The organism is Deinococcus planocerae, assembly GCF_002869765.1.
Taxonomy (GTDB): Bacteria; Deinococcota; Deinococci; order Deinococcales; family Deinococcaceae; genus Deinococcus; species Deinococcus planocerae.
In genome coordinates this window covers 97109-118465 of sequence record NZ_PNOR01000012.1, presented here as the reverse complement: position 1 = coordinate 118465, position 21357 = coordinate 97109, and the positions used below count along the sequence as shown (strand labels likewise).

The 21357-nt window shown below is 71.4% G+C and carries 17 protein-coding genes; all 17 read left to right on the top strand.

Features of this window, described 5'->3' with window-relative positions:
* A partial coding sequence (nagA, locus tag A7B18_RS08980; RefSeq protein WP_102126359.1) for an N-acetylglucosamine-6-phosphate deacetylase occupies nt 1-1047 on the top strand: 1047 nt, incomplete at its 5' end.
* The gene (locus A7B18_RS08975; RefSeq protein WP_102126344.1) at nt 1044-2069 is read left to right on the top strand and encodes an SIS domain-containing protein; all 1026 of its coding nucleotides are present in this window, start codon (nt 1044-1046) and stop codon (nt 2067-2069) included. The genes nagA and A7B18_RS08975, both read left to right, overlap by 4 nt.
* A 489-nt stretch (nt 2070-2558) precedes the next feature.
* Nucleotides 2559-2921, top strand: coding sequence for a response regulator (locus A7B18_RS08970; RefSeq protein ID WP_102126343.1), 363 nt, complete (start codon nt 2559-2561; stop codon nt 2919-2921).
* A 6-nt stretch (nt 2922-2927) separates the two neighbouring features.
* A complete protein-coding gene (locus A7B18_RS08965) occupies nt 2928-3347 on the top strand; it encodes a chemotaxis protein CheW (RefSeq protein WP_102126342.1) in 420 nt (139 codons plus the stop codon).
* Nucleotides 3348-3387: 40 nt separating this feature from the next.
* Nucleotides 3388-4206 carry an MHYT domain-containing protein gene (locus A7B18_RS08960; protein WP_102126341.1) on the top strand — a complete coding sequence of 273 codons (819 nt, stop codon included), beginning with the start codon at nt 3388-3390 and terminating at the stop codon, nt 4204-4206.
* A gap of 60 nt (nt 4207-4266) precedes the next feature.
* Nucleotides 4267-6522, top strand: coding sequence for a methyl-accepting chemotaxis protein (locus A7B18_RS08955; RefSeq protein ID WP_180970081.1), 2256 nt, complete (start codon nt 4267-4269; stop codon nt 6520-6522).
* 11 nt (nt 6523-6533) lie between these two features.
* Nucleotides 6534-9287, top strand: a complete 2754-nt coding sequence (locus A7B18_RS08950) for a hybrid sensor histidine kinase/response regulator (protein ID WP_102126340.1) — start codon at nt 6534-6536, stop codon at nt 9285-9287.
* Nucleotides 9284-10123 carry a DUF4388 domain-containing protein gene (locus A7B18_RS08945; RefSeq protein ID WP_146009493.1) on the top strand — a complete coding sequence of 280 codons (840 nt, stop codon included), beginning with the start codon at nt 9284-9286 and terminating at the stop codon, nt 10121-10123. The genes A7B18_RS08950 and A7B18_RS08945 overlap by 4 nt, the downstream gene beginning before the upstream one ends.
* Nucleotides 10124-10154: 31 nt before the next feature.
* A complete protein-coding gene (locus A7B18_RS08940) occupies nt 10155-10931 on the top strand; it encodes a response regulator (protein ID WP_102126338.1) in 777 nt (258 codons plus the stop codon).
* Between the two features lie 562 nt (nt 10932-11493).
* Nucleotides 11494-12543 carry a Gfo/Idh/MocA family oxidoreductase gene (locus A7B18_RS08935; protein WP_102126337.1) on the top strand — a complete coding sequence of 350 codons (1050 nt, stop codon included), beginning with the start codon at nt 11494-11496 and terminating at the stop codon, nt 12541-12543.
* 51 nt (nt 12544-12594) lie between these two features.
* Nucleotides 12595-14496 carry a 3D-(3,5/4)-trihydroxycyclohexane-1,2-dione acylhydrolase (decyclizing) gene (iolD, locus tag A7B18_RS08930; RefSeq protein WP_102126336.1) on the top strand — a complete coding sequence of 634 codons (1902 nt, stop codon included), beginning with the start codon at nt 12595-12597 and terminating at the stop codon, nt 14494-14496.
* 31 nt (nt 14497-14527) lie between these two features.
* Nucleotides 14528-16009, top strand: coding sequence for a CoA-acylating methylmalonate-semialdehyde dehydrogenase (locus tag A7B18_RS08925; RefSeq protein ID WP_102126335.1), 1482 nt, complete (start codon nt 14528-14530; stop codon nt 16007-16009).
* Between the two features lie 316 nt (nt 16010-16325).
* Nucleotides 16326-17378, top strand: coding sequence for a 5-dehydro-2-deoxygluconokinase (gene iolC, locus A7B18_RS08920; RefSeq protein WP_102126334.1), 1053 nt, complete (start codon nt 16326-16328; stop codon nt 17376-17378).
* Nucleotides 17348-18184 carry a class II fructose-bisphosphate aldolase gene (locus A7B18_RS08915; RefSeq protein WP_102126333.1) on the top strand — a complete coding sequence of 279 codons (837 nt, stop codon included), beginning with the start codon at nt 17348-17350 and terminating at the stop codon, nt 18182-18184. Before iolC ends, A7B18_RS08915 begins: the two co-directional genes overlap by 31 nt.
* Nucleotides 18181-19104: a 5-deoxy-glucuronate isomerase gene (gene iolB, locus A7B18_RS08910; protein ID WP_102126332.1), complete on the top strand. Its 924-nt coding sequence runs from the start codon at nt 18181-18183 to the stop codon at nt 19102-19104. Before A7B18_RS08915 ends, iolB begins: the two co-directional genes overlap by 4 nt.
* A gap of 110 nt (nt 19105-19214) precedes the next feature.
* Nucleotides 19215-20111 (top strand): TIM barrel protein, encoded by an 897-nt coding sequence (locus A7B18_RS08905; protein WP_102126331.1) that lies wholly within the window; start codon nt 19215-19217, stop codon nt 20109-20111.
* Nucleotides 20112-20268: 157 nt separating this feature from the next.
* On the top strand, nt 20269-21354 hold the full coding sequence (locus A7B18_RS08900; RefSeq protein WP_180970080.1) for a LacI family DNA-binding transcriptional regulator: 1086 nt from the start codon (nt 20269-20271) through the stop codon (nt 21352-21354).
* The last annotated feature ends 3 nt before the right edge of the window (nt 21355-21357 follow it).

Sequence of the window (21357 nt, the reverse complement as noted above, 5' to 3'; positions counted from 1 at the left end):
GAGAGCGTCATGCCGCAAGCGGTCTCGGGTACGGGGGAGTGCTTCATCCTCCCCGGGTTCGTCGACACCCACGTCCACGGCGGCGCGGGCGGGGACACGATGGACGGCGCGGCGGGCGTACGGACCCTGGCCCGCTTCCACGCCCGGCACGGCACGACCACCCTGCTGCCCACGACGATCACGAATCCCTGGCCGAACGTTCTAGGGGCGCTCGCGGGCGTGCGGCAGGTGATGGATGAAGGGGTAGAGGGCGGCGCGGACATCCCCGGCGCGCACCTGGAGGGGCCCTTCATCTCCCCGGGGCGGCTGGGCGCGCAGCCCCCGCACGCGGTGGACCCCACGCCGGACCTCGTGGCCGAGGCGCTGGCGACGGGCGTGATCCGCGCGGTGACCCTCGCCCCCGAGCTGTCCGGCGCGCTGGAGGCGGGCCTCGCCTTTGCCCGCGCCGGGGTGCGTGTCGGCGTGGGGCACACCCGAGCGGACGCGGAGACGGTGAGCGCCTTCTTGCGGGCCTTGTCTGAGGTAGGGGCCCGCACCTGCGCCACCCACCTCTTCAACGCGATGGGCGGGATCGAGGGCCGCGCCCCCGGCCCGGCGGGCGCCCTGCTCGCCGACCCGCACGCCTTCACCGAGGTCATCCTCGACGGCATCCACGTCCACGAGACGAGCTTCCGGCTGGCCCGCGCCGCCGCCCCGGGCCGGGTGCTGCTGGTCACCGACGCCATGCGCGCGGCGGGGCTGGGCGACGGCGAGAGCGACCTCGGCGGGCAGCGGGTCACGGTGCAGGCGGGAAAGGCGACGCTCGCGGACGGCACCATCGCCGGAAGTCTGCTGACCCTGGACGCGGCCCTGAGAAACGCCGTGCGGGCGGGCCTGCCCCTGGGCGAGGCGAGCGCGATTCTGAGCGACGTGCCCGCCCGCTCGCTGGGGCTGGGCGACCGGGGCCGCCTGGAGCCCGGCCTGCGCGCCGACCTCACCGTCCTAGACCGCGACCTGAGCGTCTGGCAGGTGTACGTGGCGGGCGTTCCCGTGCTGGAGACCCCATGACCGAACCCCTGATGTTGCGAGAAGCCCGCGAGGCGCCCCAGATCATCGCCCGGCAGGCGCGCGAGAACGCCGCGGCGTGCCGGACCCTCGCCGCCGTGCTGCGCCACAGACGCCCCCCCTACGCCGTCACGGTCGCCCGCGGAAGCAGCGACCACGCCTGCACGGTCCTCAAGTACGCGCTCGAAACGCACCTCTCGCTGCCCGTCGCCAGCCTGGGGCCGAGCGTGCACACCCTCTACGGGGCGCGGCTCGACCTGCGCGGCGCGCTCGTGATCGCCGTCTCGCAGTCGGGCGCCAGCCCCGACGTCGTGGAGACCGTCCGCATGGCCCGCGAGGGGGGCGCCACCACGGTCGCCCTGGTGAACGTGGAGGAGAGCGACCTCGCCGGGCAGGCGGAATTCGTCCTCCCGCTGCGCTGCGGCGAGGAGCAGGCGGTGGCGGCCACCAAGAGTTACCTCGCCAGCCTGAGCGCCTTCCTGCCCGTGATCGCCGACCTCACGGCGGACGGGGAGCTGACGGCTGCTCTCGGTCGCCTGCCGGACGTGCTCGAACGAACCCTGGGGCTGGAAGTCCAGGCCCGCGACCTCGCCGAGCGCTACCGCTTCGCGGAGAACGTGCTCGTGCTGGCCCGGGGACTGCACTTCGGGGTGGGGCAGGAGGTGGCCCTCAAGCTCAAGGAGACGTGCGGGATTCACGCCGAGGCGTACTCGGCGGCGGAGTTCAGCCACGGCCCCAAACGGCTGCTCGCCGAGGGGGTGCCGCTGCTCGGCCTCACGTCCGCGGACGCGGCGGGGGAGGCGACCTCGCGGGCCTACGCGGAGCTGCTCGCTCAGGGGGCGGACCTGCGGACCCTGGGGCCCCAGCCGGGAGGCACCCTGGAAACGCCTCCCACCGGCCACGCCCTAACCGACCCCCTCGCCAGCGCGCTGACCTTCTACCTTTTCGCGGCGCACCTGGCCCTGCACCGCGGCCTCGACCCCGACGCCCCGCCGCTGCTGAGCAAGGTCACCCGCACCCGCTGAGCCCGGCACCCCTCCTGACCGCGGGATGATCTCACCCGCGGGCCGCCCGCTCGCGGGGGGGCGGGGGAGGCCGGAGAGTGTACGCAGCGCTACAGATTCGGCCCCGGCCCGGCGCGCGGGGGGCCGGAAACCCGGCTTTTGACGTCTTAACGTCGAAGAAAGACACGCCGGTTGTGATGCGGCTGTGAGAACTCGGGACCTAACGTGGCTCCATCGGCGCTGGTGGAGGGGTGTGGGCCGCTCCCCTCAGGGTGCCGGGGCTCCCGAGGCGGGGGCGGGTGTGGTTCCGGGGTTGCTCCGGCCACGTCGCCCACCGTGCGAGGAGGTCTCGCCACCCCCCCACCGCTCCCGTCCCCACTCCGGCCTGGCCCACCCAACGCGCGTCCGCCCCGGCGGCCCTCCCGCCGCCACAGACACGAGGTTTCGGCGAGCGGAGGCTCTGCCCCTTTCCGCCCGCCCGCCGGGTCACCCCCTTCCCAGGAGAAGCGCATGGCTAAGATTCTTGTCGCAGACGACTCCACCGCCGATCTCGCCCTGATGGAGAGCATCCTCCGCTCGGAAGCCCACCAGGTCATTACCGTGAGCGACCCCACCGAGGTGGAGGGCCGGGTGGCCGCCGAGCGCCCCGACCTGGTGCTGCTCGATGTGGTCATGCCTGGACAAAACGGCTACGAGGTGCTGCGGGCGCTGAGGAAAAACGCGCTCACCCAGGGCGTCAAGGTCGTGCTCGTGTCGAGCAAGGGCAACGACACCGACGTGCGCTGGGGCTTGCGTCAGGGGGCGAGCGAGTACGTGACCAAGCCGTACACGCCCGCCCAGATCCTCGACTCCGTGCGCCGCGTGGTGGGCTGATCCCGCGTGCAGGGGCGCCGGGTCCTGCTCTTTCGCCTCGGTGAGCGCGTGTTCGCCGTGCCCGCCGACCACAGCCGCGAGGCCTTCGAGCCGGGGCGGCTCGCCGCGCTGCCCCTGAGCCGCCGGGTGCTGCTGGGAGTCTGCGCGGTGCAGGGCCGACCGGTTCCGCTCGTCAACCTCGCCGGTCTGGTCGGCGAGCCCGAGCCGAGCGCGGGGCTGGCCCTGCTCGTGGAAACGGGGGGACAACCCCTCGCCTTTCCCGTGGAGGCCGTCCTCGGCTTCGAAACGCGGACGCCCCTCACCCCCGCCCCCCAGGAGTTGCTCGCCGAGGACACCGCAGGCGACCTGGGGACCCTTCACCACCTCGACCTGCCTGCGCTCGTGCAGACCTTGCAGGCGCAGCTCGGTCTCCTGACCAGCGCCTGACACCAGGCCAGATTCAACCCCCCCCGTAAGGAGAACAGTCATGGACCACGCCCACCACGCCCTGACCCATCAGTGGAACACCACGTACATCGCCCTGTCCTACGTCATCGCCACCTTCGCGTCCTACGTCTCGCTGGAACTCGCCGCCCGCGCGGGCCGCCGCCCCACGGAGGCCGGCAACCGCTTCTGGCTGGTCGCGCAGGCGCTCATCATCGGCTACGGCATCTGGGCGATGCATTTCGTCGGCATGCTGGCCTTTCAGGTCCCGGCGGCCATCAGCTACAACCTGCCGCTGACCGTCCTCTCCGGTGTGGCGGCGGTGGCCCTGCTGTACCCGGCCCTGCTGATCTTGCACGGGGGCGCCCTGACCGCCGGGCGGCTGCTGACGGCGGGAGGCGTTGCCGGCACCGGAATCGTCGTCATGCACTACCTGGGGATGTACGCCCTGCGCATTCCGGGAACCGCCGTGAGCGTGAGCTGGGCGCCCTTCCTGGCCTCCGTGCTCATCGCCGTGGGCGCCAGCGTCGCCGCGTTCTTCCTCTTCAAGCTGGTGTCGAGCGAGTGGGCCGAGGGCCGATCCCGGGCCGTCATGACCGCCCTCAAGCTCGGGGCCGGGCTGGTGATGGGCTTTGCCATCGTGAGCATGCACTACACCGGCATGGCGGCCCTGCGTCACCGCGTCGTGGACGCTGGAGCGCTAGGCACCACCATCTCGGGCGCCGACACCGGACTGCTCGCCCTGCTCATCGGCGTGGTGACCTTCCTGCTGATCGGGCTGGCCGTGACGAGCATCCTGATGGATTCGGGCAGCACGCACGACGTCGGGGAGCTGGAGTTCACCGCCGAGGGTACGGACTGAGCCCTGCCGCCTGACGTCTCCCCATCCGTCCCCCTGCCCCGCCCAAGAGGAGTCTTCCAGATGCAACTCCAGTACCAGACGGCCCGCCTCTCGTCTTCCCTCCGCTCCCGCACCTCGCGGGCGGCCGGCGGCCCCCTCGCCAACCTGCGCGTCGGCCAGAAGCTCGCGCTGATCGCCTTTTCCTTCGGTATTCCGCTGAGCGTGCTGCTCTCGCTCGTGCTGCAACAGGGGCAGCAAGACATTCGCCTCCTTCAGCAACAGGAGAGCGGGGTCACCCACGTGGCCCTGGCGCAAGACGTTCTCGCCAAGCTCCAGCAACACCGCCGCCTGATGGACAACGCGCTCACGGGTGTGGGCTCGCTGCAAGCTGCCCAGGCCAAGGCGCGGGAGATCGACGCCGCCCTGCAAAAGGCGGTCGCGGCGGCGCGCCAGAACGGCGACCCCTTCGGCGAGCTCGACGACTACGCGCAACTTGAACGCGCGTGGAACACCATCAAGGCCCGGGGCATCAACACCACGGCGGCGCAGAGCTTCGAGGCACACGAACAGGCCATCGACGAGTCCATGCTCCCCCTGCTCACCGAGATCGCCAACGAGTCCAAGCTGATTCTCGACCCGAACCTCGACAGCTTCTACCTGGTGCTCGCCTCGACCCGGCAGTTGCCCCAGTTGCTCGAATCCATCGGGGAGCTGCGCCACGAGGGACAGACGGCGCTCAACCGCAGCCAACTCGACGTCGCCACCCGCGTTCGCGTCGCTGGCCTGATCGAGAAGGTTCAGGAAGAGAACGAGATCGCCAATCAGTCGCTGACGTACGCCGCGCAGGCCAACTCGGCCTTCGCCGCCCAACTCAAGGCCGTCGATGACAAGGCCAACCTGAGCCTGAAGACGCTGCTCACGACCGCGCGCGACGAGATCGTCAACCAGCCCAAGTCCGCCCTCAGCGCCGCGACGTTCTCCCAGCTCGCCACCCGGGTCAACGAGGAGTACCGCAAGCTCTTCGCTGTCAGCTTCAACGACCTCGACGTCACGTTCGCCCAGCGGCGGCAGGAAATCGAGCGCACACGCCTCCTCACGCTGCTCGGCGTGGGGGCCGTGGTGCTGGCCGCCTTCGCCCTCCTGATCGCGCTCGCCCGCAGCATCACCAAGCCGCTGGGCGCGCTGACCCGCGCCAGCCAGGCGCTCGGGCAGGGCGACCTCGACGTGAAGGTGCCCGTCCGCACCCGCGACGAGTTGGGCTTCATGGCGAACACCTTCAACCGCACGGCGGCCCAGCTCCGCGAGAACGAACTCAAGAACCAGCGCGAGCGCGAGGAGTCACAACGCCTCCAGCAAAACATCGGCGACTTCCTCGACGTGACGATGGACATTGCCGACGGCGACCTCACCCGGCGCGGGCGCGTCTCCGAGGACGTGCTCGGCAACGTGGTGGACTCCATCAACCTGATGGTCGAGGAGCTGGGCACCGTGCTGCGGGGCGTCCAGGCCGCCTCAAGCTCGGTGAGCGGCGGCGCGCAGGCGATGCTGGGCACCACCGGCGAGATCGTGCAGGGCAGCGAGGCGACCGCGGGCGAGGCCCAGCGGGTGCGTGAGCAGGTGCAGGAGGTGACGGGCGCCATCCGCCGCATGGCCGAGATCGCCGCCGCGAGCGCGACCGCGGCGCAACAGGCGCTCAGCGCCTCGGTGCAGGGGCAGGACGCCGTGAAAGACACCCTGGGCGGAATGCAAAACGTCCGACGCGAGGTGCAGGACATCTCCAAGCGCGTCAAGGCCCTCGGGGACCGCTCGCTGGAGATTCAGGAGATCGTGGACACCATCACCCGCCTCTCCTCGCAGACGAACCTGCTCGCGCTCAACGCGGCCATCGAGGCGGCGGGCGCGGGCGAGGCCGGAAGCCGCTTCGCCATCGTCGCCGACGAGGTGCGCAAGCTCGCCGAGAACAGCGCCCAGGCGACGGGCCGCATCGCCACCCTGATCAAGACCGTGCAGGGCGAGATCCAGGAGGTGGTCGCTTCGGTGGAGGACGGCACCCGCGAGGTGGAGTCGGGCTACCGGGTCGCCACGACCGCCGGTGAGAGGCTTCAGGAACTCGGCGCCCTCGCCCGGCAGTCGGCCCAGCTCGCCGAGAGCATCAGCGCCGCCACGACCGAGCAGGTGCGCGGCGTCGAGCAGGTGGGCGAGGCGGTCGGGGAGATCGCCCAGATCGCCGAGCGGTCAAGTGTGTCCGTGCAGCGGGGCCGCCAGGCCGCCGAGGAGCTTCAGGCCCTCGCCGGGCAGCTCGGCGGCAGCCTGGAACGCTTCCGGCTCCCGGGTTAGGAGGACTAGGGATGACCGCGCACTCCGCCGATCTGCTGGGCGCCTACCTGCTCGAAAGCTGGCAGAACCTGACCCAGCTCGAATCCCGCCTGAATGAGCTGCGGGCCGGGCACGACCCCGGGGCCGTGGACGCCCTCGTCGTGCTCTACCACCGGATGCGGGGCAGCGCGGCCCTCTACGGCTTCCCGCAGATGTCGAGCCTCTCCGCCCTGGGCGAGCGTCTCCTCGAACCCCGCCCCGAGCTGCCCGAGGGGCTGCGGCAGCAACTCCTGGACGTGCTCGGCAGCGTCGCCGTGTGCCTGCGGGGCGCCCTGGAGGGGGTGGCGAGCGGCCAGGGCGAGGGCGAGGTGGGCCTCACCTTCGCCCAGATCGGGGGCACCCGGCGGCTGCAAGACCTCCTCGCCGCCCAGCCCACGGCCTTCCGCGCCCCGTCGGCCCCGGAGCGGGCCAAGGGACCGGAGGTTCCGGCCATCCCCGCGGGGTTGGAGGCGACTCTGCGCGCCTTCCGGGAAGGGCAGAGCGACCTGTGGGGCTACTTCGCCCCCGAGGTGCGCGAGCATCTGGGCGCCCTGCGCGCCGGGCTGGAGGCGGGCGAGGCGGGCGACGTGACCGAGATGTTCCGCGCCGCCCACACGATCAAGGGCAGCGCCTACATGGTGGGCTTCGAGGTGCTGGGCGACTTCGGGCACGGCCTGGAGAACCTGCTCTCGGCGGTGCGCGACGGCGAGCGGGCCCTGGACGCCCCCGCGCGTCAGGCCCTCCTAGAGGCCACCTCGGTGGTCGAGCGGCTGCTGCGCGCGGCGGAGGGCGAGCCCGACAACCTGAAGCCCGTCCTGGCGCGGGTGGGCGCTCGGCTCGCCGCGCTCGTCGGGGGTGAGGTCCCCGAGCCCGAGGCCCCGGCCCCCCAGGCCCCCGAGCCCGAGGCGCCGCGGCCCGTCACCCCGGAGCGCCGGGCGAGCGTGCGGGTCGATCCGGGGCGCCTCGACGGCCTGATGGACCTCGTGGGCGAACTCGTGGTCTCCCGCGCCCGGCTGGGGCAGACGCTCTCCGGGCTCGCCGGGCTCGCGCAGGCGATGGCGGACAGCCACGCCCGCATCGGGCGCGCGGTGCGCGACTTCGAGGAGAGGTACCTCAACCCCGACATGGTGCGGGCGGGCGAGGATTCCGCGACCTCCCGGGCAGGCGCCAGCGTCGGCGAGCTGTTCGACGAGCTGGAATTCGACGCCTACGACGACCTCAACATCCTCGCGCGGGCGGTCACCGAACTCGCCGCCGACTTCGGGGAGGTGCGCTCCGGTTTCGGAGCCGGGCTCGGCAGCCTGCGCGACGAGAACGAGCGGCTGGGCAAGCTGCTGCGGCGGCTGCGCCAGGAGGTCGCCCGCACGAGCCGGGTGCCCTTCGGGCAGGCCACCACCCGGTTGCGCCGCTGGGCGCGGGAGCGCGAAGGGCTCCTCCACCTGATCACCGAGGGCGAGCGGGTGGAGGTCGAGGCGGGCGTGCTCCAGGGCCTCGCCGACCCCCTGCTCCACCTCGTCACGAACGCGGCCCACCACGGCCTCGAACCCGCGGAGGAACGGGTCCGGGCGGGCAAACCGGCCCTGGGCACCCTCCGCGTCCGGGCCGTGGCGCGCGGGCACCACCTCGACGTGGAGGTCAGCGACGACGGGCGGGGCATCGACGTGGCCGCCGTTCGGGAGCGGGCCCTGGCGCGCGGGCTGCGCTCGGCGGCTGAACTCCAGGCGATGAGCGACGAGGCCGCCCTGCACCTGATCCTGCTCCCCGGCCTCTCGACCGCCCGCGAGGTGACGGCGGAGGCGGGGCGCGGGGTCGGCATGGACGTGGTGGCGAGCAACGTCCGCCGCCTGGGCGGGGAACTCCTGATCCGCAGCCGCCCCGGCGAGGGAACCACCTTCACCCTGCGGGTGCCCCTCACCGTGCGCGTCGCCGAGATCGTGCTCGCCCGGGTGGGGCCGCAGACGGTGGCCTTCGCCACGAACAGCGTCGCGGCCCTGCGCGAACTCGACCCGGAAGAGGTGCTGGACACCCCGGCGGGCGAGCGGGTCCTGTACGAGGGGCAAAGGGTCTCCCTGCATCCCCTGCGTCCCCTGTGGGGGCTGCCGGAGGGGGACGGGCCCGGGCCCCGGCGGGTGGCGGTGCTCTCCACGGCCTCGGGGTTCACGGCGGTCGAGGTGGACGAGTTCCTCGACATCGAGGAGGTCTCCTTGCGCCCGCTCGAGCCGCTGCTCGCCAGCCTGCCCTTCCTGGCGGGGGCGACGGTCACGAGCGGCGGGGAGGTCGTGCCGCTGCTCGACCCGGGGGGGCTCGAACGCCTGGCGGGGGAGCCGCGGCTGTGGGCGCCCCGGACGGGGACGGAGGCGGCCCGCGAGCAGGCCCGGCTGCTCCTCGTGGACGACTCGGTGAGCGTGCGCCGGGTGGTGGGGCGGATGCTCGAACGCGGCGGCTACCGGGTCGTGACCGCCGCCGACGGGCAGGCGGCGCTGGAGCTGCTGACCCAGGACCCGGCCTTCGACCTCATTCTCAGCGACCTGGAGATGCCCCGCATGAACGGTTACGAACTGATCGAGGCCCTGCGCGCCCGCCCGGTCACCGCCGGAACCCCGGTCGTGGTGATGACGACGCGGGCGGGCGAGAAACACCAGCGGCTGGCCTTCGCGCTGGGTGCGACCGACTACTTCAGCAAACCCGTGGACGAGACGCTGCTCCTGCGGCGGCTGGGGCAGCTTTGCGCCGGGGGGGCCCCGTGAGCGCTCCTCGCAGCGTGCTCTTCGTGATGGGGTCTTTCGCGCGGGGCCGCGCCCACGCCCTGCTCGGCACCGGGCGCGGCCTGGAGGCGAGCTTCGCCGAGGGGGCGCTGTACGCCCTCACGCGGCTGGAACGCAACGTGCCCGATCTGATCGTCTGCGACGAGACCCTGACCGACATGGGGGGCGAGGACTTCCTCGAGATCGTCCGCAACGACCCGGCGACCGCCTCCTGCCCCTTTCTGCTCGTCGCGCGCGAAAAGCCGCCTCGCCTTACCGGCCCCCTCGACCTGTGGCAGGCCCCCGGCCTCTCCCCGCAGGAGATGATCGGCGTGGTGCAGGGGCACCTGGAGCGGCTGGGCCCCCGCCTCCCCGAGGCCCCGCAGCCCCCCGAGGCCGTGGGGGACGAGGACCCGTTCACCGACGATCTCCTCCTCGACGACTCGGCGGACGAGGGCCCTGCGCCCGACGAGCCCCTGGACGAGGGCGGCGCCGGGCTTCAGGGAACGCTCGAACTCATCGGGTTTTTCGACCTGCTGACCTTTCTCAACCAGATGCGCAAGAGCGGGCGGCTGACCGTGCAGCTCGGCGACCTGACCGCACAGTTCGTGCTCGACAACGGGGAGGTCGTCTGGGCCGAGTGCGGCGGTCTGGGCGGCGAGGCGGCCTTCTCGCGCACCTACGCGCTGACCGAGGCGACCCCCGGGGTTCCCTTCACCTTCCATCCCCTGCGCCAGGGCGAGGTTCGGGGGCTACCCCACACGATCACCACCTCCACCCAACACCTGATGCTGGAGGCCACCGTGCAGCTCGATCACGCGCGGGCGGCCCACGGCTGAGGCGCCCTTTCCCTGCCCACCAAGGAGTCCCATGCCCGAAGTTCTCGTCGTCGACGACAGCGTCAGCGTCCGCAAGGCGCTGGAATTCAGCCTCTCGCCCCACGGCCTGACCGTGCTCGGCGCCCCCAGCGCGGAAGACGCCCTGAGCCTCCTGGCGGGCCGCCCCACCGTCGACCTCGTGATCGCCGACATCGTGATGCCGGGGATGGGGGGCTTCGAACTCTGCCACGAACTCCGGACCCGGCCCGAGCACGCGGGCCTGCCCGTCCTCCTGATGAGCGGCGTCGTGAACGACGGCATGTACCGCCAGGCCCAGGAGGCGGGGGCCGCCGGGCTCCTGAAAAAGCCCTTCACCTCGGGCGGCCTGCTGCCGGTGGTGCAGCGCGCCCTGAGAAGCCCCCAGGCGACCGAGGGCCTGACCCCGCCCGCGCCCGCGGCCCCCTCCCCGGCGCCCGCCGAGGCTCCCAAGCCCGCTGCCCCGTCCCGGCACGCCACCCTGCTCGGGCAACTCGCCGAGGCGCCCGGCCTGGTGAGCGCCGCCGCCTACGGGCGGGAGGGCACCGTGCTCGCCCACGTCGGGGAGGCGCTGCCGGGGGAGGTGGGAACCTACGCCCGCTTCTACCTGGGAACGGCCCAGGTCCTGGGAGAGCGCGTCGGGGGGCAGGCCATCCAAACTCTTCAGTTGGAATACGGTCGGCGGACGCTGCTCCTCGCGCAAGACGGCGAGGTGCTGTACGCGTGCCTCCTGCGCGAGGCGAGCAGCGCGGGCGTCGTCAAGTACCTGCTGCGGCAGGTGGTGACCCACTGACCGGGCCCACGACCCGGCGGCAGGAGCACCGAAGAGCTGGACGGAGGGGGAGCCGGGCGGTCGGACGCCGGGGTTCCCCTTCCGGCTTTTTCATCAGCCATCACGACGCGGGGGCCAGGGTGAAGTGCTGGCCCCGGCAACCCGGAGGGTCCGCCTGATCACCAGCGGACGCCTCGCCTCGCAGCGCGCAGGAGGACGTGCCGCCGTCGAACCCCCGAGGCTCGCCCCGGGCGTCCCGCGTGATCCCCGCGCGCCCACATCTCGTCGGCCACGCGCCGGGTAAGGAGGGCCTGCCGCAAGGACCCCACGCTGTGGCCCGCCTCCGGCGCCACACTCCCGGGGTCCCCACGCCTGCACGCGACGGCCAGCTCGCCGCGCACACTCCCAGTCGCCTTTTCCCTAGGCTCCGCGTTGACAATCCCACCTGCATCTGCCGCCTCTTCTAATCGATTAGAATCTGTCGGGAGGTGCTCGGCCCCTCTTCGCCGGGAGGGGTTCGGGCCGCGGAAGACCGCCCGAGCATCCAGGCCCACCACAGGACTCTTGCCAGAGAGGGACAGCCATGCACAAGACCATCGCAGTCGGCGTGATCGGCACCGGGGGCATGGGCACCCGCCACGCGCACAACCTCCACCGCCTCGTCCCCGGCGCCGCCGTCGCGGGCACCTCCGACGTGGACCGCGACCGCGCCGCTCGGGTCGCCGCCGAGTGCGGGGGGGCCGCCGTCTTCGACGACCCGTACCAGCTCATCGAGGACCCCACGGTGAACGCGGTGCTGATCGCCTCCACCGACTCGACGCACGCGGCCTTTGTGCGGGCGTGCCTGGAGGCGGGCAAGCCGGTCATGTGCGAGAAGCCGCTCGCGGAGACGGCCCAGGACGCGTGGCACCTCGTGCAGGCGGAGCAGGCCCTGGGGCGGCGGCTCGTCGCCGTGGGGCTGATGCGGCGGTTCGACCCCCAGCACCTCGCCGTCGAGCGGGCGGTGCGGGCGGGCAAGGTCGGCAGGGGCCTGATGTTCAAGGGCACCCACCGCAACGCGAAGGTGCCCACGCACCTCCCGGGGCGGGTGGTCATCACCAACTCGGCGGTCCACGACATCGACTCGGCGCGCTGGCTGCTCGGTCAGGAGGTCACGGAGGTCTTCGTGCGCGGGGTGCGGACCCGGCCCCACTTCTCGGGGGAGACGGTCGACATGCTGCTCCTCCAACTCGCGCTCACAGACGGCTGCCTCGCCACGGTCGAGGTCACGTCCGCCGCCGGGTACGGCTACGAGGTCTGCGCCGAGGTCGTGGGGGAAACGGGCACGGTGACCACGGCCCAGCCCGCCGACGCGGTGGTCCGTCTGAACGGGCAAAGCGCCACCGACGTGGATCAGATCTGGCTCGACCGCTTCCGGCAGGCGTACGTGGACGAACTGGTGGGGTGGGTCGAGTCGGTGCAGACAGGTACGTCCTTCCGGGGCGCGAGCGCGTGGGACGGGTACGTCTCACAAGTGGTGACCGACGCCTGTATCGAGGCGCTCAACACCGGCCAGCCCGTGCAGGTGCCGACACCCGAGACGCCCGCCCTCTACCGCGAGGACGCCGCACCGGAGGTCGTTGGTGCCGACTGAGAGCGGAAAGCCCCCGGTGCCCGCGATCCGAGGAACGGAGGAGGCCCCCCTGTGAACACGGTTCGTCTGACGGTCGCGCAAGCCGCCCTGCGATTCCTCGCCGCGCAGCACAGCGAGCGGGATGGAGTGCGGCAACGTCTCATCCCCGGTGTCTGGGGCATCTTCGGACACGGCAACGTCGCCGGGCTGGGTCAGGCGCTCGAAGAGTACGGGGATGAACTCGGCCTTCCCACCTACCGCCCGCAGAACGAGCAGGGGATGGTCCATGTGGCCGCCGCCTACGCCCGCCACAAAAACCGCCTCCAGACCTTCGCCTGCACCGCGAGCATCGGCCCCGGCAGCATGAACATGCTCACGGGGGCGGCCCTGGCGACGGTCAACCGCCTGCCCGTGCTGCTCCTGCCCAGCGACCTCTTCGCCAACCGCATTCCCGATCCGGTCTTGCAGCAGCTCGAACACCCGCTGGAGCACGACCTGAGCGTGAACGACTGCTTCCGCCCGGTCAGCCGCTTCTACACCCGGATTTCGCGGCCCGAGCAGCTTCTCTCCGCCCTGCCGGAGGCGATGCGGGTGCTCACCGACCCCGCCGAGACGGGCGCGGTGGTCGTCTCCCTGCCCCAGGACGTGCAGGCCGAGGCTTTCGAGTGGCCCGAGAGCTTCTTCGCCGAACGGGTGTGGCGGGTGCGCCGCCCTCCGCCCGAACTGGAGGTGGTGCGGCAGGCTGCCGAACTCCTGCGGAAGGCCAAGCGTCCCCTCATCGTGGCAGGCGGTGGCGTGATCTACAGCGGGGCGGAGCGTCAACTCGCGCAGTTCGTCGAAACGTTCGGCATCCCCGTCGTCGAGTCGCAGGCGGGCAAGGGCTCTCTGGTGTGGGACCACCCGCAGAACGCCGGGCCCGTCGGCTCCATCGGCGGCAGCGCGGCGAACCGCCTGGCGCGCGAGGCGGACGTGGTGCTGGCGATTGGGACGCGGCTGGGCGATTTCGTGACCGCCAGCAAGACGGCCTTCCAGAATCCGGACGTGCAGTTTATCGGCCTGAACGTGGTCCCGATGGACGCGGCGAAGCTGGGGGCGCTGAGCCTCGTTGCAGATGCGCGGGAGGGGCTGAACGCGCTTCAGGCCGCGCTGGAAGGTTGGGCGGGGACGGCCTCGGCCACCCGCACCGCTGCCAGCGATCTCATCACCGAATGGCACGGCCTCGTGGACGCCCAGCGCGCCGACACGGGCAGCACGCCTCCCTCCCAGGGCGCCGTGATCGGCACGGTGAACAGCGTCACGGGCGAGAACACGACCGTCATCTGCGCCGCCGGGAGTATGCCGGGCGATCTGCTGCGCCTGTGGCGGCCCACGGATTCCAAGTCCTACCACGTCGAGTACGGCTTTTCCTGCATGGGCTACGAGATTCCCGCCGGGATCGGCGTCGCCCTGGCCCAGCCGGATCGCCGCGTCGTCGTGATGATCGGGGACGGTTCGTACCTGATGATGAACTCCGAGATCGTCACGGCGGTCGCGGAGAACCTGAACCTGACGGTCGTGCTGGTGGACAACCGTGCGTATATGAGCATTCGCGGCCTCCAGATGGAATGCGGCAGCCCCAGCTTCAACAACGAGCTGAGACACCGCAACCCGGAGACGGGGCGGACGGACGGCCCGGTCGTGAACGTGGACTTCGTGATGCACGCGCGGGGCATGGGGGCACAGGCGGTGCGCGCTGAGACGCTGGCCGACCTAGAGACGGCCCTCAAAAACGCAGGCCAGCAGGGCGGCGTCCAAGTCATCGTCGTGCCCGTCAACCTGCGTGAGCGGGTGCCCGGCTTCGACTCCTGGTGGGACGTGCCCATCGCCCAAGTGTCCGAGCAGGAGCAGGTCCAGCAGACCCGCAAGCACTACGAGGAGAAGGTGGGGGCCCAGCGCGCCTACTTCGCCCCGACCCGCAGCAAACAGGAAGTTTGACCCGCCCGGCGCGGCGAAAGGACGGCGAACCATGACCCAGACGCAAACCCGGCTCCAGAACTTCGTGGGCGGCCAGTGGGAGCCTTCCCGCTCCAGCGAGGCGCAGCCCGTCATCAACCCCGCGACCGCCCAGACCCTCGCGGACGTGCCGCTGACCACCGCGCAGGAGGTGGACCGCGCCGTGCAGGCCGCCCAGGCCGCCTTCCGCGAGTGGAGCGAGGTGCCCGTCGGCGACCGCATCCAGCCCCTCTTCAAGCTCAAGGCGCTGATCGAGGAGAACATCGAGGACCTCGCCCGCACGATCACCGACGAGTGCGGCAAGACCCGCGCGGAGAGCATCGGCGAGATTCGGCGTGGCATCGAGAACATCGAGGTGGCGAGCGGCATCCCGATGCTGATGCAGGGCGTGAACAACGAGAACATCGCCCGCGGCATCGACGAGCATATGTTCCGCCAGCCCCTCGGGGTCGTCGCGGCGATCACGCCCTTCAATTTCCCGGCGATGATCCCGCTGTGGTTTCTGCCCTACGCGGTGGCGACCGGCAACGCCTTCATCCTCAAGCCGAGCGAGCGGGTGCCGCTGACGAGTGCGAAGCTGTTCGAGCTGATCGAGAAGGCGGGCTTTTCCAAAGGCGTTCTCAGCCTCGTCAACGGCGGGAAGGACGTGGTGAATGCCCTCCTCGACCACCCGCAGGTACGCGCGATCAGCTTCGTGGGCTCGACCCCGGTTGCCCGCTACATCTACGAACGCGGGGCGAAGAACGGCAAGCGCGTGCAGGCGCAGGGCGGCGCGAAGAATCCGGCGGTGATCCTCCCCGACGCGGACATGGAGATGACGGCAACGATCCTCGCCGACAGCGCCTTCGGCTGCGCGGGGCAGCGGTGCCTGGCAACGAGCGTGGCGATCACCGTGGGTGATGCCCGCAAGGACTTCACCGACCTGATGGTGGACCTCGCGCAAAGCCGCCGAGTCGGGTACGGCTTCGACGACGGCGTGCAGATGGGCCCGGTGATCAACGAGGGGAGCAAGGAGCGAGTTGAGAGCCTGATCGAGAAGGGCGTGCAGGAGGGCGCGCGGGCCATCGTGGACGGTCGCGGGGCGAAGGTCCCCGGCTACGAGGGGGGCTACTTTGTGGGGCCGACGCTGCTCGACGACGTGCCCCCGCAGGGCGAAATCGCCCGCACGGAGATCTTCGGCCCGGTCCTGAGCATGATGCACGCCGCGACGGTGGACGAGGCCGTGAGGCTCGTCAACGAGCGCGCCTTCGGCAACCAGGCGAGCCTCTTTACGGGCAGCGGCGCGGCGGCCCGCAAGTTCCGGCACGAGGCTCGGGCGGGGAACATCGGCATCAATATCGGGGTGGCGGCGCCCATCGCCTACTTCCCCTTCTCGGGCTGGGGCGACTCCTTCTTCGGGGACCTGCACGCGCAGGGCCGCCACGGGGTCGAGTTCTACACCGAGACGAAGGTCGTGGTGGAGCGCTGGCCGCGCGAGTGGAGCCGGACGTTCTGAAGGGTTGAAGGGGTTGGGCGTTAAGTGGCCTGGGGATGAGGTTTGCGTTTACCCCCCTCCCAGCCTCCCCCACAAGGGGAGAGGAGCTAAAAGAGCAATCTTTCTCCCTCTCCCCTCGTGGGTGACTCGAAGAGCCGCGTAGCGGAGGGCCGGGGTGAGGGGGCGTGTGACCGGCTCCACCGCAAAAAGGATGCTTTCTCCCTTTCCACCGGCTCGGATGCCCGGCCCGTTCACCCCCTCCCAACTTGCCCCCTCAAGGGGGAGGGGCACAAAAATTCAGCCACCCATTTGCCTGTCCACGAAAGCGAATCCCACCATGACCGATCCCCCCCAATCCCCAACCCCCGCCCTCATCACCATCGGGCGCAGTTCCATCGACCTGTACTCGCAGGACGTGGGCAAGCCTCTTCCCGAGGTCCGCACGGTCGGCGCCTACCTGGGCGGCAGTCCCCTCAACATCGCGGTCGGCGCCTCCCGGCTGGGCGTGGAGGCGGCCCTCGTCACCGCTGTCGGAGACGACCAGGTAGGTGACTTCATCCTCGCCGGGCTGGAGCGCGAGGGTGTGAGCACCGATTACATCCCGCGCAAGGCGGGCACCCGGACGAGCGCCGTGATCCTCGCCATGCAGCCGCCCGACCGCTTCCCCATCACCTTCTACCGGGACAACGCGGCAGACATTCAACTCGGCATCGACGATATTCAAGCGGTGCCTATCGAAGAGGCCCGGGCTCTCGTCGTCAACGGGACCGCGCTGTCCAAGGAGCCGAGCCGCAGCGCCGTCCTCTTTGCGTGTGAGCGGGCGAAGGCGGCGGATGTGCCCGTGTATCTCGACCTCGATTTCCGGGCGAACCAGTGGCACGACCCGCGCGCCTTCGGGCTGACCATCCGGTCGCTGCTGCCGGGCGTGGACGTGGTGATCGGCACGGAAGAAGAGATCAACGCGGCGATGCTGCGTGACCCTGCCGACATCACCATCCGCCACAACCAGATGACGGCCCCCGAGATTCGCGGCGACGTGGCGGCGAACACGGCGGCGCTGCTGTCCCGCGTGTCCACCGTCGTCGTGAAGGAGGGCGAGCGCGGCTGCACCGTCCACCGGGCGGGGGAGGCGGCGCTCAATGTCCCCGGCTTCCCCGTCGAGGTCGTCAGCGTGCTGGGGGCGGGGGACGCCTTCGCTGCCGGGCTGATCACGGGGCGGCTGCGGGGCTGGGACTGGTTTCGCAGCGCGCGGCTGGGGAATGCCTGCGGGGCCATCGTCGTCAACCGGATCGGCTGCGCAGACTTCACACCCACCCAGGTCGAGGTGGACGCTTTCGTGGAGGAGAAGGGAGGCTGGGAATGCCCTACGTCACCGACGCTCGCCCGCTGATTCAGGCGGCGTACCGGGAAGGCTACGCGCTGCCCGCCTTCAACTTCTGCTCGCTGGAGATGGCGAAAGGCTGTGTGCAGGCCGCCGAAAAGGCAGGCGTGCCCGTCATCCTCCAGACCTACCCGGCGGATATCGAGCAGGCGAGCGCGCACGTCCTCGCGCAGACCGTCCGCGCCCTCGCCGACGAGGTGAGCGTGCCCGTCGCCCTGCACCTCGACCACGGGCGCGGGCTGGAGATGGCGGTGGGATGCCTGCGCGCCGGGTACTCCTCCGTCATGTTCGACGGGCAGGACTACGCCTTCCCCGAGGTGCTGGACCTCACGACACGGCTTGCCGAGATCGCCCACGCCGCCGGGGCCTCGCTGGAGGTGAGCGCGGAGAGCTTCGGCATTCCGGGGCAACAGAACGAGTTGGAGGCGACCGACCCCGACCACGCCCGGGGGCTCCGCGAAGCGGGGGCGGATATGGTGGCCTGCGCGGTGGGCAGCGAGCACGGGCAGAGTTCGCGGCTGGACCTGGGGTTGCTGCGTGCGGTGGCGGACGCCGTGCAGGGTCCCCTCGTCCTCCACGGCGGGAGCGGCATCCACCCGGACGACGTGCGGACGGCGTTAAGCTGCGGCGTGGTGAAGGTGAACATCGGCAGCGCCCTCTACCGTGCCGTCAGGAAGGTTTGGAGCGACGAGACGCCGGGCCTGACCTCCCACCGGGCCGGGTACGCCGCCGTCCGCGCCGCCGTGGAGCGGACGACCGCCCCATACCTCGAACTCCTCAACCCGCGCGCCCGGGTGGGCGAGGTGACGACGTGACGGGAACGAACCACTTTTCCACGACCTCAGACACGCACCCTGGTATCACCCCCGAGAGCGCCGGGTGGCAGTACCTCACCTTCCGCGTGGAGCACCTGGGGGCGGGCGAGACGCGGACGGGCGAGACGGGCGGGCTGGAGATGGCCCTCGTGCCGCAGGAGGGCGACCTCACCGCTTCAGCGAACGGAGAGACCTACACCCTGCGGCGCGAGAGCGTCTTCACCCAGCTTCCGCACGTGCTGTACCTGCCGCCGGGCACGAGCTACACGCTGACCGCCACGCAGGACAGCACCTACGCGATAGGCGGAGCCCCCGCCCAGGGCCGCTTGCCCGTCCGCCTGATCCGCCCTGAAGAGATTCGGGTGGAACTGCGCGGCGGCGCGAACGCGACCCGGCAGGTGAGCCACATCCTCGGCCCCGACCTCCCCGCCGAGCGCCTGCTGCTGTACGAGGTCTACACGCCCAGCGGGAACTGGAGCGGCTGGCCTCCCCACCGCCACGACGGGCGGCTGGGGTCCCTCTACATCGAGGAGACGTACTACTACCGGGTTTCGCCCCCGGGGGGCTGGGCGGTCCACCGCAACTACAGCCCGGAGGACGGGGAGGACGAACTCCTTCTCGCGCGGGACGGCGACCTGATCCTGTCGCGGCGGGGGTATCACCCGGTGGCCGCCGCGCCGGGCAGCAACGTCTATTACCTCAACTACATGGCGGGGGAGGCGCAGGGTGAGGAGCGCAGCCGAGCGCCCGTGGACGAGGCCGCCTGGGGCTGGATGCGTCAGGACTGGGGGGGCCGGGCGATGGATTTGCCCTTCGGAGCCGCGCGCCGGGGAGAACCCCTTCATGAGGCGGGCGGGCAAGACGAGACGCTGGTCCGGGAGGACTCGTCTCAACCGGCCTCGGAGGCTCCTCCCCCTTGACCTGCCAGGCTGCGGCGCCGAGCGTCCCAGCTCCCTCTCTCCAACCCTGCCCCCGCAAGCCGCTCTCCGAGTCCCCCGCAAGGGAAAAGGGAGAACAGATAGGAGCGTCCATGATTCAAGTTGCCAATGCCCCCTGCTCGTGGGGTGTGATCGAGAACATCGAGGGCGAGCGCGGCGGGTACGCCACCGTCCTCGACGAGATGCACGACACCGGCTACGTCGGCACCGAACTGGGCGACTGGGGCTTCATGCCCACCGATCCGGCAACGCTGAGCGGGGAGTTGAGCGCCCGCAAGCTCAAGCTCCTCGGCTCGTGGGTGAGCGTGTCCCTGCACGACCCGGACCGCCACGCCCGGAGCGAGGCCGAGGCCGTCCGTACCGCCCGCCTCCTCGCGGCGGTGGGGGGCTCACAGGCCGTCGTGGTGCTGGGCAATGATCCCTACACCGACCCCGTGCGGACGCTGAACGCGGGCCGCATCGCGCCGGAGATGGGGATGACGGAGAGCCAGTGGGAGGTTTTCGCCCAGGGAGCCAACCGGGTCGCGCAGGCTGTCATGCGGGAGACCGGGCTGCGGACCGTCTTCCACCACCACATCGGGACCTGGGTGGAGACGCCCGCCGAGGTGGACTGCTTCCTGAGCCTGACCGACCCCGAGGTGATGGGGCTGTGCTTCGACACCGGGCACTACACCTTCGCGGGCGGGGACACGGTGGAGGGGCTGCGGCGCTACCGGGACCGCATCTGGCACGTCCACTTCAAGGACCAGGACCCGGGGGTGGCCGAGCGGTCGCGCCGGGAGGGCTGGGACGGCGTGACGGCGGTCGGGCACGGCGTCTTCTGCGAATTGGGGAAGGGAAGCGTGGACTTCCCCGCCGTGCTGAGGCAACTGGGGGAGAACGGCTACGGGGGCTGGGTGGTGGTGGAGCAGGACGTGCTGCCCGGCCTGGGGAGCCCGGCCCAGAGTGCGCGGCGCAACCGCGAGTACCTTCGGCGCATCGGCTTGTGACCCGTCTCCCGCCCCGCCGTGTCCCCCGAAGCGTGGCCGAGCGTGTGGAGGGCGCAGGCCCGGTGGCTCCCACTGCCGTCCGCCCCCGGGGGGGGCCAGGGCGCCGCCGCGCCGCGGCTCTCGGGGCCGGTCCTGTGGGGGCGACCGAGGGACCCCGGTGACCCGACCCACCTCCAGAGCTTCCGGGGTGGACCGGACCTCTGCTCCCGGCACCCGGACCCGCCGCGTGACCCACAAGGACGTGGCCGAGCGGGCGGGCGTGTCGGTGGCGACCGTCTCGTACGTCCTGAACGGCGGGCCGCGCCCGGTGTCGCCCGAGACGCGCGCCCGGGTGCAGGCCGTGATCGACGAACTGGAGTACTACCCGAACGATGTGGCGCGCAGCCTGCGCCGGCGGCAGAGTCGGGCGGTCGGGCTGCTCATCCCCAGCATCACGAACACCTTCTACGCCGAGGTGGCCCACGCGCTCGAAACGTCTTGCCACCGGGAGGGCTTTGTGGTGCTGCTGTGCAACTCCGAGGGCGAGGCGGGGCGCGAGGAGAGGTACGTCCAGGCGCTGCGGGCGGGGCGGGTGGACGGGCTGGTCGTGATTGCGCACTCGGACCCGGCGGCGCTGCTGCGGCCCATCCTCCAGGCCCGGCTTCCGGTCGTCCTCCTCGAACACGACGTGCCCGGCGTGGCGTGCGTCGCCATCGAGGAATTCCGGGGAGGACAGGTCGGCACCGAGCACCTGCTGGGGCTGGGCCACCGCCGCGTCGCCCTGTTGCGGGAGACGCCGACGAGCGCCCTGAGCCGGGAGCGGGTCGGCGGCTACCGGGCGGCGCTCTCGCAGGCGGGCATCGACTACGACCCGGCGCTGGTGGTCGAGTGCGGCGCCACCCTGGCGGAGGGCCACCGGGTGACGAGCGGGTTGCTGGCCCTGCCCGATCCGCCGACTGCGGTGTTCGCCCACAACGACCTGCTCGCCCTGGGGGCCTGCCACGCCGTCCATCAGGCGGGGCTGCGCGTGCCGCAAGACGTCTCGGTGGTGGGCTACGACGACGTTGCCAGCGCCGCCTACCTCAACCCGCCCCTGACGACCATGCGCTTCCCGAAGGCAGAGATGGGACGCCGGGCGGGCGAGCTGATCCTGGGGGCGCTGCGGGGCGAGGAGTTGCCCGCCCGGACGGTGACCCTGCCCGTCGAACTCGTCGTGCGGGCCTCGACGGCGCCGCCGCGGGCGAAAGGCACGTCCTCTCGCTGAGCC

What these genes read in the sequence shown, in the direction of transcription:
- A7B18_RS08925 (WP_102126335.1), top strand. Translation starts at nt 14,528, where the DNA reads ATGACCCAGACGCAAACCCGGCTCCAGAACTTCGTGGGCGGCCAGTGG.
- A7B18_RS08905 (WP_102126331.1), top strand. Translation starts at nt 19,215, where the DNA reads ATGATTCAAGTTGCCAATGCCCCCTGCTCGTGGGGTGTGATCGAGAAC.
- A7B18_RS08940 (WP_102126338.1), top strand. Translation starts at nt 10,155, where the DNA reads ATGCCCGAAGTTCTCGTCGTCGACGACAGCGTCAGCGTCCGCAAGGCG.
- A7B18_RS08955 (WP_180970081.1), top strand. Translation starts at nt 4,267, where the DNA reads ATGCAACTCCAGTACCAGACGGCCCGCCTCTCGTCTTCCCTCCGCTCC.
- A7B18_RS08915 (WP_102126333.1), top strand. Translation starts at nt 17,348, where the DNA reads ATGCCCTACGTCACCGACGCTCGCCCGCTGATTCAGGCGGCGTACCGG.
- iolC (WP_102126334.1), top strand. Translation starts at nt 16,326, where the DNA reads ATGACCGATCCCCCCCAATCCCCAACCCCCGCCCTCATCACCATCGGG.
- A7B18_RS08950 (WP_102126340.1), top strand. Translation starts at nt 6,534, where the DNA reads ATGACCGCGCACTCCGCCGATCTGCTGGGCGCCTACCTGCTCGAAAGC.
- A7B18_RS08975 (WP_102126344.1), top strand. Translation starts at nt 1,044, where the DNA reads ATGACCGAACCCCTGATGTTGCGAGAAGCCCGCGAGGCGCCCCAGATC.
- A7B18_RS08970 (WP_102126343.1), top strand. Translation starts at nt 2,559, where the DNA reads ATGGCTAAGATTCTTGTCGCAGACGACTCCACCGCCGATCTCGCCCTG.
- A7B18_RS08960 (WP_102126341.1), top strand. Translation starts at nt 3,388, where the DNA reads ATGGACCACGCCCACCACGCCCTGACCCATCAGTGGAACACCACGTAC.
- A7B18_RS08935 (WP_102126337.1), top strand. Translation starts at nt 11,494, where the DNA reads ATGCACAAGACCATCGCAGTCGGCGTGATCGGCACCGGGGGCATGGGC.